The 13,203-nt window shown below is 61.4% G+C and carries 12 protein-coding genes; 1 reads left to right on the top strand and 11 read right to left on the bottom strand.

The features are described 5' to 3' along the window. Positions 1-20: 20 nt before the first annotated feature. The 10 genes from QE399_RS05570 to sucC form a co-directional block, all read right to left on the bottom strand. On the bottom strand, positions 21-704 hold the full coding sequence (locus QE399_RS05570) for a class I SAM-dependent methyltransferase (RefSeq protein ID WP_309826917.1): 684 nt from the start codon (positions 702-704) through the stop codon (positions 21-23). A 45-nt stretch (positions 705-749) separates the two neighbouring features. Continuing rightward, positions 750-1,547, bottom strand: coding sequence for a glycosyltransferase (locus QE399_RS05575; RefSeq protein ID WP_309826919.1), 798 nt, complete (start codon positions 1,545-1,547; stop codon positions 750-752). Continuing rightward, positions 1,547-4,540 carry an O-linked N-acetylglucosamine transferase, SPINDLY family protein gene (locus QE399_RS05580; RefSeq protein WP_309826921.1) on the bottom strand — a complete coding sequence of 998 codons (2,994 nt, stop codon included), beginning with the start codon at positions 4,538-4,540 and terminating at the stop codon, positions 1,547-1,549. The genes QE399_RS05575 and QE399_RS05580 overlap by 1 nt, the downstream gene beginning before the upstream one ends. Positions 4,541-4,554: 14 nt before the next feature. Further along, positions 4,555-4,908, bottom strand: a complete 354-nt coding sequence (locus QE399_RS05585) for a hypothetical protein (RefSeq protein WP_309826923.1) — start codon at positions 4,906-4,908, stop codon at positions 4,555-4,557. Positions 4,909-5,159: 251 nt separating this feature from the next. Further along, the gene (locus QE399_RS05590) at positions 5,160-5,585 is read right to left on the bottom strand and encodes a pilin (protein WP_309826925.1); all 426 of its coding nucleotides are present in this window, start codon (positions 5,583-5,585) and stop codon (positions 5,160-5,162) included. 188 nt (positions 5,586-5,773) lie between these two features. Next, a complete protein-coding gene (locus QE399_RS05595; protein ID WP_309826928.1) occupies positions 5,774-6,436 on the bottom strand; it encodes an FHA domain-containing protein in 663 nt (220 codons plus the stop codon). A 112-nt stretch (positions 6,437-6,548) separates the two neighbouring features. Next, a complete protein-coding gene (locus QE399_RS05600) occupies positions 6,549-7,322 on the bottom strand; it encodes a Stp1/IreP family PP2C-type Ser/Thr phosphatase (protein WP_309826930.1) in 774 nt (257 codons plus the stop codon). Between the two features lie 248 nt (positions 7,323-7,570). Continuing rightward, positions 7,571-8,260 carry a TerC family protein gene (locus QE399_RS05605; protein WP_309826931.1) on the bottom strand — a complete coding sequence of 230 codons (690 nt, stop codon included), beginning with the start codon at positions 8,258-8,260 and terminating at the stop codon, positions 7,571-7,573. A gap of 147 nt (positions 8,261-8,407) precedes the next feature. Further along, positions 8,408-9,304 carry a succinate--CoA ligase subunit alpha gene (gene sucD, locus QE399_RS05610; RefSeq protein WP_092832956.1) on the bottom strand — a complete coding sequence of 299 codons (897 nt, stop codon included), beginning with the start codon at positions 9,302-9,304 and terminating at the stop codon, positions 8,408-8,410. Positions 9,305-9,319: 15 nt separating this feature from the next. After that, positions 9,320-10,480 (bottom strand): ADP-forming succinate--CoA ligase subunit beta, encoded by a 1,161-nt coding sequence (gene sucC, locus QE399_RS05615; protein WP_309826934.1) that lies wholly within the window; start codon positions 10,478-10,480, stop codon positions 9,320-9,322. Between the two features lie 177 nt (positions 10,481-10,657). On the opposite strand from sucC, the gene argC reads away from it, so the two are divergent. Beyond that, a complete protein-coding gene (argC, locus tag QE399_RS05620) occupies positions 10,658-11,569 on the top strand; it encodes an N-acetyl-gamma-glutamyl-phosphate reductase (protein WP_309826936.1) in 912 nt (303 codons plus the stop codon). A gap of 366 nt (positions 11,570-11,935) precedes the next feature. Here the strand turns inward: argC and dprA are convergent, their stop codons facing one another. After that, positions 11,936-13,159 (bottom strand): DNA-processing protein DprA, encoded by a 1,224-nt coding sequence (gene dprA, locus QE399_RS05625; RefSeq protein ID WP_309826938.1) that lies wholly within the window; start codon positions 13,157-13,159, stop codon positions 11,936-11,938. Positions 13,160-13,203: the final 44 nt, after the last annotated feature.

Here is a 13,203-nt window from a genome sequence, read left to right on the forward strand (position 1 = left end):
GCAGTACCGGAACGTGCGGATCAAATGCGTCGAGCACGGATCACGTATTGCAAAGGAAGTACCACATCCGCAAGTTGCTCGGCGCTCACTCCCTTGTGTTGAGCCAATGGCTCCAGGAACTCGATCACTTCCCGCCCCTCCTCTTCCTGGAATACACGCGGCACCACGGCCTCGATCGACAAGAGTGGGTGGGCGAACAAAGCGTGTACATCCTGCAAAGCAAACCAGCGGATGTGCGTGCGGTCGAAAATGCCGGAATCCTGCCTAGGCCAGCTACCGAGGATCAATTGGAGAAACACGCGCCAATGCTGCACATTGGGAATCGAGGCGATCACGCTACCACCTGGCTTCAACCAGCGCGCCGCTTGGTCCACCGCCGTTTCTGGCGCATACAGATGTTCCAGCACGTCGCCAAAGATGATGCAGTCAAAGCCTGCCGTCGGCCGGCACGCTTTGAGCGAAGCGTTCTGTTCCCAGTCCGGGTAGTCGTCGAGACTCATCAGCACAGCATGGTCGAGTAGAGGCTTCGCCTCGTCTAACGCTGCCTCAGCAATATCAACGCCTGTGTAATCAGACGCAGGACTTTTTTTTCTAATAGCCCGAGCGAGACCACCCGCGCCGCAGCCGAATTCACAAAAAGTAATCGCATTACTGTCGACGAGTTCAAGAATCGTCGGATTGAAACCGTCGTAATAGCCAGTCATAAGCGTTCTAGTCGTCAATAGCGGTGTGTACAAAGACTCTGCCCGTCAATCGCTCCATTTAGCAAAATAGCGCGTGCGATTTGCCTGCCATTTGGGATCCCCTAGGTTGCCTTTACTGGCGTGCAGCACGTGAATCGGCCAGGTTCCGACCTTCAAGCCTCGCTGCCGAGCCGATCGGGAAAAATCCAGATCGTAGAAATGGAAATCGAACTGTTCATCGAAGCGCAGTCTCGTGCGGCGGAGTATGGAGGTCCGGGCTGCCAAAAACACGCCGTCCAACAGTTCGCAATCGGCGGGCCAACGGCCAAACTGGTTCAGTTGCGTCTTGAACATTTGCCCGTAGTGAACTGCTCCCGAAAGATAAGGCATGTCCAGAACCGTACCGCCAGCGCCGACCTGCCGAAGAAACCACGCAAATTGCCCAGGCAGCCTGCGGGTGTTGCCGGCAATTCCTACGAGGTCAAACCGGCGGATGCCTCGCCAGAGCTCTTTCAAAGCGTCGTGGTGAAGGAGCCATGCATCGTCATGAATAAAAACCAGCACGTCCGAAGCGTTTGCTGCATCAATGGCTTCGTTGTAGACCGCGGGCAGGCCTCTCCGATTTTCGAAAGCAATCCTCATCCGGACGCCAGGCATTTCCCGCCAATCCTTAAGCCGCTTGCCAAGCAACGACTTCTGCCAGAACTCGTCCTCGCGCATCCTGGTCGCTGCCACGAAGCAAATGGCGCTACGGCGATCACGGCGGTCAAAATACGCCTGGGTGACAATCCTGCCAACGAAAGCCCGTTCCAAGGCAGCTCGGAAAGCCTGTGCGATCCGGTGGAGAAAAATACCTGCGTGCATCAATGGTCCGCAATGAAAACCGGTGGAAGATCGACGGGGTCCTGCGTGAACCAGTGGAGTACCGAAGCAGCCTGCACTGCGGACGGCACGGAAACAGACCAAACGGTGGTTTCCTCGTCGGGAAACAGCCAAGGGTCGAGTTTCAGTGAATCCGCGATGAACAGCCGCGCCGGACCAAGGTACCGATCGTCCAGCGAAACGCGCCAATCCAGCGAGATGCCTAAGCGAGAGCAGGCGCCCACTCGTAACCCTTCCCGCGCAGCACAGTGACTAAAGTATTCCTCTAGCAGTGGACCTGCCTCTTCCAACTCTGGCATGAACTTCGGACCGCGCACAGATTTCAGCGCACGAAGATTGACAGCTACAAAGCAACCATCTACCACGCCCAGACCGGTGGCAATCCCTCCATCGTCCCGGCTCAAAGCGGAAACCTCCCAATATTCGTTTCTCTCTCCGGATGGGATGAGGTATCCGCCGGCCTTGTCCGGTTGGCTACACGTACGCCAGTCCAGCCGATCCCATCGCCGCGCGCCGTAGCATCCCACGACATCGCACTGCGCAAACGCCAGGTCCAATTGCGTCCAAAAGTCGTGACGCCAGAAATCAACGTTTGCGTGCACGCAGACCAGAAAATCTGTCTCACCGTCGTTTACAAGCCGCTCGTATGTACGCGACTTTTCACTGGATGCGCATTGCACAAAACGCATGTGGGCAGATGTAGGCGGATCAAGCTCGCTTAACCGCGCCGAATACTTCTCAAAAATGCTGCTGTCCTCCGTCACGATGCAAACAACGATCTGACGAGGCTCGGCCGATCCAGATGTCAGCAGATCGCCCTGCTGTGTAAGGACATGGCCGTCGGCGAGCACACGAGAGGCGCACTGCAGTAGGTCACGCTGGCAGCGCTCAGAATAGCTAAGCGTTTGAAACTGAAAGAGAGCCTGCACTGCTTCACTGGCTGCGCCGGGTCGCCCATCGAGTAGGAGAAAGCGGGCCTCATTGACCAACCCCTTGACTTGATCCTCCACCTCGGAGAATTCTGAGCGGCGCTCTTTCAAATAGTCGGCCGCCTCTCCGAAGCGTCCTAGGCTGGTCAAACGCTCCGTCCAGAGTACATGCGCTGCACCACAATATGGGTGCAGATCGAGACAATAATCTACGATGCGACGGGCAACGCCAAACTGCCCATACCGTAGCGCAATCAGGGAGCGACGCACTAACTCCTGCGCCGGAAGCACGTGGGATGCTTGATCGATCACCGGGTCGGGTGGCGCTTCAAGCCAGTTGCGGTAAAAACTTTCTACGTCGCGCGCGAACATCTCTCCGTTCCCAAGAGACGTTGTTTCAAAGCGCTGACGAGCTTCTCGACGAAAACGGCAGAGCTCCTCGATATCTTGTGCGCCACGCACCGCTTGGTCGACATAAGCCTGTGCGCTGTCCACTATCCAAGCTTCGGCACCAAGGTTCTTCATGATGGATTCACCCATGCGCGAAGCAAGCGCCCGCCCCTTACGCGATAACACAGGGACGCCTGAATACGTGGCAAAGCAGGTCGTCGTTCCACCGTTGAAGGGGTATGTGTCGAGGACGATGTCGATATCGTTGTACGCTGCGAATAAATCTCGAGGCATCGTGGGTGGGAGAAGTTCCACCTGTTCAGGGCGGATCCCGGAACGGAGGAGCGATGTCTCAAAGGCTGATTTGCGTAGCGGATCGGCAAAATTCACGGCACGAATCACCAAACGGCTTCCCGGCAAGCGAGCAAGCACCTGCCCCCAGCATTCCATCGTTTCCGCAGACACCTTTCCGATATTTCCAAAGCAGCCGAACGTGACGTAACCCTTGGACAAAACCGGCGGGTCTGAGGGGGCTGGTATTTCCGTCTTCGGATCAAAGCACCAGAAAGACTGAGGAAGAACCGCCGGCGCCTCGCTATATAGTGCAGGCATCTGCGGATCCACCAAGTGCCGATCCAGCAATTTGGCGTCAATCGTTTTCAGGCCGGTCGTGGGTGGATAGCCCAGCCCTGTCACCTGCAACGCTGCAAATCGGTAGCGCAGCATATCCAGGCGATTGGCTGAAGTATGGCCCGCCAGTTCAACCAAGACATCCAATTCGTGGCTATGCAGCAATTCGGCTAGCTCATCATCACTCATCGGTGCGACGGCAAAAAAATGGTCTGCAGCGCTTTTCATAAGCGCCGTTTGCTCGTCCTCACTGTAATGGTCGTGGTACAAAAAAATCTCGATCGCAGCACGATCGTGCCCTTCCAGCAAAGGCCGGAAGAAGTACCGGACAGAATGTTCACGAAAATCGGGTGACCAATAACCCACCCGCAACTTGCGCCCCTGGACAGAGGCGGGGCGCCGGTGGGTAGCAGGGAGAGCAGGGCCTATTTCGTGAGGGCGAGGCAGTAACGTGTTCGCCCAGAACTTGTGCTCTGCCGCCAGACGAATCTCGTTTTGCTCTACATATGTGGCTGTAAAAAGAAAGAGGTCGGCCGCCCTGGGCGCGTCGAAATCACCGAGCCAAGCATGGAGCGTATGCTCGATGGAAGCCTCCGCTTCTCCCATCGAAAAAAGCAAAGATGCATAACCGGCCCTCATGCCAGGCAGGCCAGGGGCCTGGATCCGGGCCTTAGCCAACAAATCCAGGGCTTCCGCAGTTCGACAGCGGCCCTTCAACACATTCGCATAGTTAGCGATAGACGGCAAATGGCTGTCATCCAGCGAGTATGCCAAGTCAAAATATCGAATGGCATCGTTTTCTCTGCCAACAGTCGCAAGAGCCGCCCCTAAGTTGTTCAAGGCATCCACGTCATGCGGCCGATGCTTGAGGTACTTTATCCATACCTCGATCGATTCCCTGAGCCGGCGCTGGTCGTAAAGTTTGGCGGCATCGCTTAGTAACGCCCCTACATCGGCGGCCGATGATTGCGTCAAAGAATTAGCGGACCGTCGTACAAATAATCTCTTGGCATATTCCAACAGCATGGGCGGCAGGGTCTTTAGAGTTGATCTGGTTTTCGACGCGAAGACTCTACGATGAGACCTTCGACCGCGATATCGATAAACTGCTTCGGGTAGCCCGCATCTTTTAACGCCCATCGGAAATTATTGGCCAGCACGGCCCTGCCCCAAAATCCCCGACCGACTTCAACCTCTTGATTGAGCTTACCGAAGGCCTGCTCCAACACCCGCGTAATACGATTTGCAGATAACGTGTGAATTCGATCACTCACAGTCTTCGGTGGAAGGCTTCTGATCAAGTGCTCAGCCACGCCTGCTGCCATTTGCTTTTCACGCTGAAAGGAAAACCTTTCAAATATGGACATTCTAGGAGCCCCGTTGTACTGTTTCATTTTCTACTCGCAAAACAATGTCAAGAAGCGTTGGCTGCCTGCATGAGGACTGGATGCAGACACCACCGGATGCTCTCAATAAGAACATACGGACTGAAGCTGCAAATTCGGCCCCATACTTCAACCGGCTCTGTCGAAATAGACGCCAAAAGCGAATCAGCAAAAAAAAACCTGGCTGGATGAGCAGCCAGGCTTACCGCACCACCGAGAAGACGGACTCTTCTCGGAAGCGGCGACTTTCGCAAATACGATCAGCCGCGGCAGGACGACGGCAGGTACTTAGCAGGCGTACCGCTGCAGGTCCATGTGATCGTACCACCCGTGGTGACACCACTGAGAGACACCGTGACGGCCGAAGGACCGCCCACTGCAGAAGACGCGCCAATGACGGTGATCGCGGCACCGCTCGTAGCGGTTCCGACGCTTGCAGACGAGACCTTGCCGATTTGCGCGATAGAACAGTCCGAACTGATAGCAGCAGGCAACGAGCCGTTAGCCTGGAAGGCCTCCGTCACGCACGTACGTGCGGAGCTCGCCGCCAGAACCAGTTCCGACACTTTCGCGCGGACCGTGTAGTCTTGGTAAGCAGGCAGTGCCACGGCAGCCAGAATACCGATGATCGCCACCACGATCATCAGTTCGATCAGGGTGAAACCCTGTTGCAGAGTACGCTTCATAAATCTCTCCTTGGAGTAATTGCACGAACCTGCAGAAAATTCTCCAGGTCATGCTTGTACAGCAGTTACCGTGCCATGACCCATTACGCGAGTAGTACCTTAGCGCGCCTCCACTTCGACATTTTTGTCACTCCAGGCGGACGCATTTCGTTGCCCGGGGCAACACATACTGACGCGTTTGGCACATCCTAAAGCTGAGCAAACTCCATGGCGGTGCCGGCTAACTCCACCCGATCTCCGTCCTTCAGCGCGACAGGTTCGGCCCCCAGGGACTGACCATTTAGTAACGGCGGCTGAACGCCATCCACATGCGCCAGCACGAAGGCGTGCGGGCGCCGAGTGATCGACGCCACCGTGGATCCGGGCTTGCCTATGGTGGTAACGACCTTGGTCAAGGCCAGTTCGCGGCCGGCTGCTGCGCCCGAGAGCACGCGAATGGAGCCATTCAGAGCCACAGGCTGCGCGGCGGCCGTCGACGTCAGCGGGGCTGGCCTCGAAGTCAAAGGTCGCGGAGCCTCCATACCGGGCGTGAAAACCAAGGTCTTGTCGAAGCTATCCGCCTCTGCGTCGCCTACGAAGCGGATTTTGTACTTGCCCACTTCGATCATGTCGCCGTGGTTGAGCGCCTGGCGCTTGGTGGATTGCCCGTTGACGTAGGTGCCGTTGGTGCTGCCCAGGTCTTCGATCTCCACGGCGTCGCCCACGATGTGGAGGACGGCATGCTCGCCGCTGATCGCTAGGTTGTCGATCACCACGTCGTTGTACGGCCGGCGCCCGAGCGTTGTGCGCTCCTTGAGCAACTGGACTTCCTTGATCACCACCCCGTCAATCGACACGACCATTTTGGGCATGTTCCGCTCCTCGCTCATTCAGCCAACGGCTTGTTTGTAGATTTGTTCTTTGCTCTGCCCATGCCCATCCCATGGACACACGGCACTCGATGCGATGCGCGCCTGCGGTCCGCTAGGCCGCCGCACTTTGCACCAGCACGACGCTGACGTTGTCCCGCCCGCCAAGGGCATTGGCCAAGGACACCATCTGCTGCGCCTTGTCTTCCAAAGCAATTGGCATGCGCGCCACGGAGGCAAGATCCTCGTCGTTCACCATGTCGGTCAGCCCATCTGAGCACAGAATAAAGAGGTCCCCAGGCCGCACCGCGAATTCGTTGATGTCCGGCTCGGCGATGACATCCACGCCCAAAGCCCGGGTCACCAGGTTCCGGCAACCGGAAACTGCGGCTTGCTGCGGAGTCATGAACCCTGCGTCGATCTGCTCCTGCAGCCACGAATGGTCTTTGGTGATCTGCTGAAGCACCCCGCCCCGCAGCCGATAGCAGCGGGAGTCTCCGATGTGTGCCAAGGTCAGGTGCGTGTCGTGAAAAGCGGCCACCACCAGCGTCGTGCCCATGCCAGCGTAAGCGGCATTGGAGAGAGAGGCATCCAGGATGGCCCGATTGGCACTGTCGATGCAGGCGGCCAGAGCCCGCCGCACGCCAGACAGGGCTGCGTCTTCGCCCCACTGAGCCAGCCAGAGAGCAAGCTCATCGCCCACCAGCGATGTGGCCATCGCCGCCGCTACTTCCCCCGCGTTGTAGCCCCCCATGCCATCGGCCAACAGCGCGAGCCGGGCGGGTACATGGAAGGCCACCGAATCCTCGTTGTTTGCCCGGACCTGCCCCCGGTCGGTCACCGCGCAGAACTCGTAGCGCAGCGCGGAGGGGCCGGTCAGGCGCACCATGCGAGACCTCTGCAGGGCGGGATGCCGGCGGGCGCAGCGGACTCTACCGACGTGTCTAAAAATGGCGCCATGTCGTGCTTTGGTGCGTTGGACCGGGCATCATAGACGACAGTTTCCGAAACACGCGTCGCCATAGGTTGTGCATAACAGCACAGCGACGGGACGGCCAAGCCAGAAGACTGCGAGCGGGCGGGCCTGCCGCCCATCAGGACGCGGCCAGAGCACGCAGTCTCTAACCGAAAAGGCGCTCAGCCGGCAACCGCTGCCCTCTGCGAGCGGGCCTGAAGGAACTTGCCCAACCCCACCACGAACAACGCTCCCAGGCCGGCCGCGATGTAATGCAACGCAGGATGTGCCAGCGCGTAGTCGCGCAGGAAGGCGTCGCTGGCGATCGTTTCGCCGCCCACCCAGCCGATCAGGCCGGCACCCAGCAGGATGATGATGGGGAAGCGCTCCATGAGCTTGATCATCAGCGTGCTGCCGAAGATCACCAGCGGGATGCTGATGGCCAGGCCGAGGATGAGCAGGACCATGTTGCCGTGCGCGGCTGCGGCCACGGCGATCACGTTGTCAAGGCTCATCACCAGGTCGGCGATTAGGATGGTGCGCACGGCCGCCATGAGGCCGCCACCCGACTTGCCTTGTTCGCCTTCGTCATCACTGTCGGTCAGCAGTTGCAGACCGATCCACAGCAGAAGGCAGCCGCCGACGATCTGCAGGAACGACAGTTCCAACAGCTTGGCCGCCACCACGGTGAGCACGATGCGCAGGAACACGGCGGCGCCGGAGCCCCAGAAGATGGCTTTTTTCTGCTGATGCGGGGGGAGGGAGCGCGCTGCGAGCGCGATGACGACGGCGTTGTCGCCCGAGAGGATGATGTTGATCCAGACGATCTTCACCAGGCCGATCCAGAAATCGGCCGAATTCACGAATTCCATTGCAATAGCTCCGCTGTTATGAATGAAGAAGCGCCCGGAACATGCGTTACGGGCGCTTCTCTTTTTTGGAACTGGCAGTGTATCGGGCGCATGCACCCGCTTCGTCCGTAGTTCTGCTTATGCAGCAGAACCGCGGCGATGGGCTTATTACTTCAGTTGGGCCTTCAGCAGCTTGCCCAGTTCGGACGGGTTGCGCGTGATGATGAAGCCGGACTCTTCCATGATGGCGAGCTTGGCATCCGCCGTGTCGGCACCACCGGAGATCAGCGCACCGGCGTGGCCCATGCGCTTGCCGGGAGGGGCGGTCACGCCAGCGATGAAGCCGACGATGGGCTTCTTCATGTTGGCCTTGCACCATTGGGCGGCTTCGGCTTCGTCCGGACCACCGATTTCACCGATCATGATGACGGCGTCGGTATCGGGATCGTCGTTGAAAGCCTTCATCACGTCGATGTGCTTCAGGCCGTTGATGGGGTCGCCACCAATGCCCACGGCGCTCGACTGGCCCAGGCCGACTTCCGTCAGCATGGCCACGGCTTCGTACGTCAGCGTGCCCGAACGGGACACCACGCCGATACGGCCCTTGCGGTGGATGTGACCGGGCATGATGCCGATCTTGATCTCGTCAGGCGTGATCAGGCCGGGGCAGTTGGGGCCCAGCAGCAGGGTCTTCTTGCCGCCGGCGGCTTCCTTGGCCTTCATCTTGTTGCGCACTTCGAGCATGTCGCGCACGGGGATGCCTTCGGTGATGCAGATGGCCATGTCCAGGTCGGCCTCGACGGCTTCCCAGATCGCGGCCGCAGCGCCTGCGGGCGGCACGTAGATCACCGACACGGTCGCACCGGTCTGCTGAGCGGCTTCCTTGACGCTGCCGTAGATCGGGATGTTGAAGATCGACTCACCGGCCTTCTTGGGGTTCACGCCGGCCACGAAGCAGTTCTTGCCGTTCGCGTATTCCTGGCACTTCTCGGTGTGGAACTGACCGGTCTTGCCCGTGATGCCCTGGGTGATGACCTTGGTGTCTTTGTTGATGTAGATCGACATGAGTGTTCTCCGGGCTTACTTGACGGCAGCAACGATCTTGGTCGCGGCTTCGGCCATGGTGTCTGCGGCGATGATGGGCAGGCCGGACTCGGCCAGCATCTTCTTGCCCAGCTCTTCGTTCGTGCCCTTCATGCGCACGACCAGCGGCACGTTCAGGTTCACGGCCTTGCAGGCGGTGATCACGCCCGTGGCGATGGTGTCGCACTTCATGATGCCGCCGAAGATGTTGACCAGAATGCCTTCGACCTTGGGGTTCTTCAGCATGATCTTGAAGGCTTCGGTGACCTTCTCGGGGGTGGCACCGCCGCCCACGTCCAGGAAGTTGGCCGGCTCGCCGCCGAACAGCTTGATGGTGTCCATGGTGGCCATGGCCAGACCGGCGCCGTTCACCAGGCAGCCGATGTTGCCGTCCAGGCTGATGTAGGCCAGGTCGAACTTGGAGGCTTCCACTTCGGCCGGATCTTCTTCGTCCAGGTCGCGGAAGGCCACGATTTCAGGATGGCGGAACAGCGCGTTGGCGTCGAAGTTGAACTTCGCGTCCAGGGCCATCAGGTTGCCCTTGGAGTCGCAGTTCAGCGGGTTGATTTCCACCAGCGATGCGTCGGTTTCCATGTAGCACTTGTAGATCTTCGCGAAGATGTCTACGGCTTGGTCGATGGAAGCGCCGGTCAGGCCGATGGCGGCCGCGACCTTCTTGCTTTGCTCGGTGGTGATGCCGGCGATGGGGTCGATCATCTCGGTGATGATCTTCTCGGGCGTGGAGTGGGCCACTTCCTCGATGTCCATGCCGCCTTCGCTCGAAGCGATCAGGGCGACCTTCTGCGTGGCGCGGTCGGTGACCAGGGACACATACAGTTCGTTCTTGATGTCGGCGCCGTCTTCGATGTACAGGCGGCGGACCTTCTGGCCTTCGGGGCCGGTCTGGTGGGTCTTGAGCTGCATGCCCAGGATGTCACCGGCCAGCTTCTTGACGTCGTCCAGGCTCTTGGCAACCTTCACGCCGCCGCCCTTGCCACGGCCACCGGCGTGGATCTGGGCCTTGACCACCCACACGGGGCCGCCGAGCTTCTGGGCTGCTTCCACGGCTTCTTGCACCGTGAAAGCGGGAATGCCGCGCGGAACGGGCACACCAAAATTGCGCAAGATTTCCTTGCCTTGGTATTCGTGAATCTTCATGAGGTCTCTCTCAGGAAAGGATGGTAGTTACCCGTTTGCCATGATCGGATGTCTGGCCGCGGGATGGGGACATGGCAACCAACGACTGTATCATGCTGCGACGCACCATCCATGTGGATATAACTTACAGCCCCGCTGGCGCAGCAAGCCCCGCGCCGGTCTCTGCAGGAGCACACCATGACCAAAGTCTTCATCGACGGCGAAGCCGGCACCACGGGTCTGCAGATCCGCGAGCGCCTGCAGGCCATGCCGCAGATCGAGCTGGTCAGCATCCCGTCCGAACTGCGCAAGGACCCGGAGACCAAGCGCACGATCATGGCCGGCGTGGACCTCGTCATCCTGTGCCTGCACGACGATGCCGCGCGCGAATCCGTCGCCATGATCGACAGCTTGCCCGGCAAGAAGCCGCGCATCATCGACGCCAGCACCGCCCACCGCACGGCCGAGGGCTGGACCTATGGCTTCCCCGAGCTGTCGCGCGATCAGCGTGCCGCCGTGCAACAGGCCGAGCGCGTGGCCAACCCCGGCTGCTACGCCACGGGCGCCATCGCCCTGCTGCGCCCGCTGGTCGATGCCGGCGTGCTGCCGCCCGACTACCCCGTCGCCCTGCCCTCCATCAGCGGCTACACCGGTGGCGGCCGGCAGATGATCGAGGCCTACGAGGCCGGCGGCGCGCCTGCGCACGAGCTGTACGCGCTGGGCCTGAACCACAAGCACCTGCCGGAAATCATGCGCCATGGCCGTGTGACGCGCCGGCCTCTCTTCATCCCCGCCGTGGGCAACTTCGACCAGGGCATGCTGGTGGAACTGCCGCTGCACCTCGACCTGCTCCCCGGCCGCCCCACGCTGGCGCGGCTGCAGGAGGTCTACGCCGCGCACTACGCGGGCAGCGAGTGGGTGACCGTGGACCCTGCGCCCGAGTCGGGCAAGCTGGACGCCGTGGCGCTCAAGGACACCAACCGGTTGGAGATCCGCGTCTTCGGCAACGAGGACGCCGGCCACGCCGTGGTGGTGGCGCGGCTGGACAACCTGGGCAAGGGCGCCAGCGGCGCCGCGGTGCAGAACCTGGAACTGATGCTGGGGCTATGACCCCGGGCCGCCGGCCCGCCTCTGCCGGGTGAGTGCCGCGGCGTTGGGTAGGTTCACCGGCGGGATGCAGGCCGCGGTGGACTTTGGCTTGAGGGCGTGGCGATCCGCGCGCACTGCGATGCCGCTGGCCGCCTGCCAAGGCGGCGCCCCAGGGTGGCGGCGCACGCACTGCGCCGACCGCTTCCCCAGCAAGGCGTGTGGCGCAGTCGCAAGCGGTCAGCCGCCCAGAGGTTTTGCTCTCAAAAAGAGAGCATGCTGCGCTTGACCCTCTTGGTTTTCAGATACCTTTCTATCTGAATCGCAGCTTCAACAAGCGCAAGAAGCTACGTTTTTAATAGCGCCTGGAGCCACGGCAACCCGCAGCCTTCACGCACGCCCGACACGCTGGAACAGGCCGCCGGGAAGCCGCGCCACATGGCCATCGAGCTCCAGCTCAAGCAGGCCCGCCTGCAGCGCTGCGGCGCCCAGGCCCGTCCGCGCGACCAGCGCGTCCAGCCCCACGGGATCGAAGCCCAGGGCCTGCAGCAGGCTGCCGTGCGCGGATCCGGCGCCGGCCGCTGGGGGCTGCGGCGCCTCGCCCGGCGGAACCGCAGCTGCCGGAGCGGCGGCCACCGCTGGCAGCAAGGGCAGCTCTTCCAGCACGTCCTGCGCCGACTCGACCAGCTTGGCGCCCTGCCGGATCAGTGCGTGGCAGCCGCGGGACTGCGGCGCATGGATGGAGCCGGGAATGGCGAACACCTCCCGCCCTTGCTCGGAGGCCAGGCGGGCCGTGATGAGCGAGCCCGAGGCGAGCGCCGCCTCGACCACCAGCGTACCCTGCGACAAGCCGGCGATGATGCGGTTGCGCTTGGGGAAGTTGCCCGCCAGCGGCGGTGTGCCCAGCGGGTATTCGCTCACCAGCAGCCCGTGCTGCGCGATGCGGCGGGCCAGGTCGAGGTTGCGGCGCGGGTAGACGCGGTCCAGGCCGGTGCCGACCACGGCGATGGTGGCGGGCTCTGCGGCCGCACCGCCCGGCGTGCCTGCGCCCGGCAGCGCGTCGGGCAGATCGGCCAGCGCGCCCTCATGCGCGGCGGCATCCACACCCAAAGCCAGGCCGGAGACAATGCACAGCCCCACAGCCCGCAGCGCGCGGGCGAACTGGCGGGCGTTCTCCTCGCCCTGCGCCGTCGGGTTGCGGCTGCCCACCATGGCCAGGCAGCGCTGCGCGGGAAAGGGGCCGGCGGCGTTCCACACCAGGTGTTCGGGCCCCGTCAGGTAGAGCAGCAGCGGAGGGTCGGCGGTTTCGAGCAGCGCCGCCGGATAGCCGGCATCGCCCAGCGTCAGCACCCTGCGCGCGGGCGTTCCCGCAGGCGGGGCGGCGCCCGCATCCAGCCAGGCGAGCGTCGTCTGCACCAGGGCGTCCAGCCCCTCGGGCGGCGCGCCCAGAGCCTGCACTTGGGCCGGTGTGGCGTGCAGCGACAGCGCGGCCGCGTCCTGCAGGAAGATCTGCTGCGGCAGACCGAAGGCCGCCAGCAGGCGCCGGGCCGTGGTGTTGCCGATGCCGTCGCTGAGGGTCAGGCGCAGCCAGGCCGTGAGTTCAAGGCGATCCATAGGGCAACCAGCTTCCGATGCGGCTCCGGAGGCGCGCCCGCCGT

It is taken from the genome of Paracidovorax wautersii, assembly GCF_031453675.1.
GTDB lineage: Bacteria > Pseudomonadota > Gammaproteobacteria > Burkholderiales > Burkholderiaceae_C > Paracidovorax.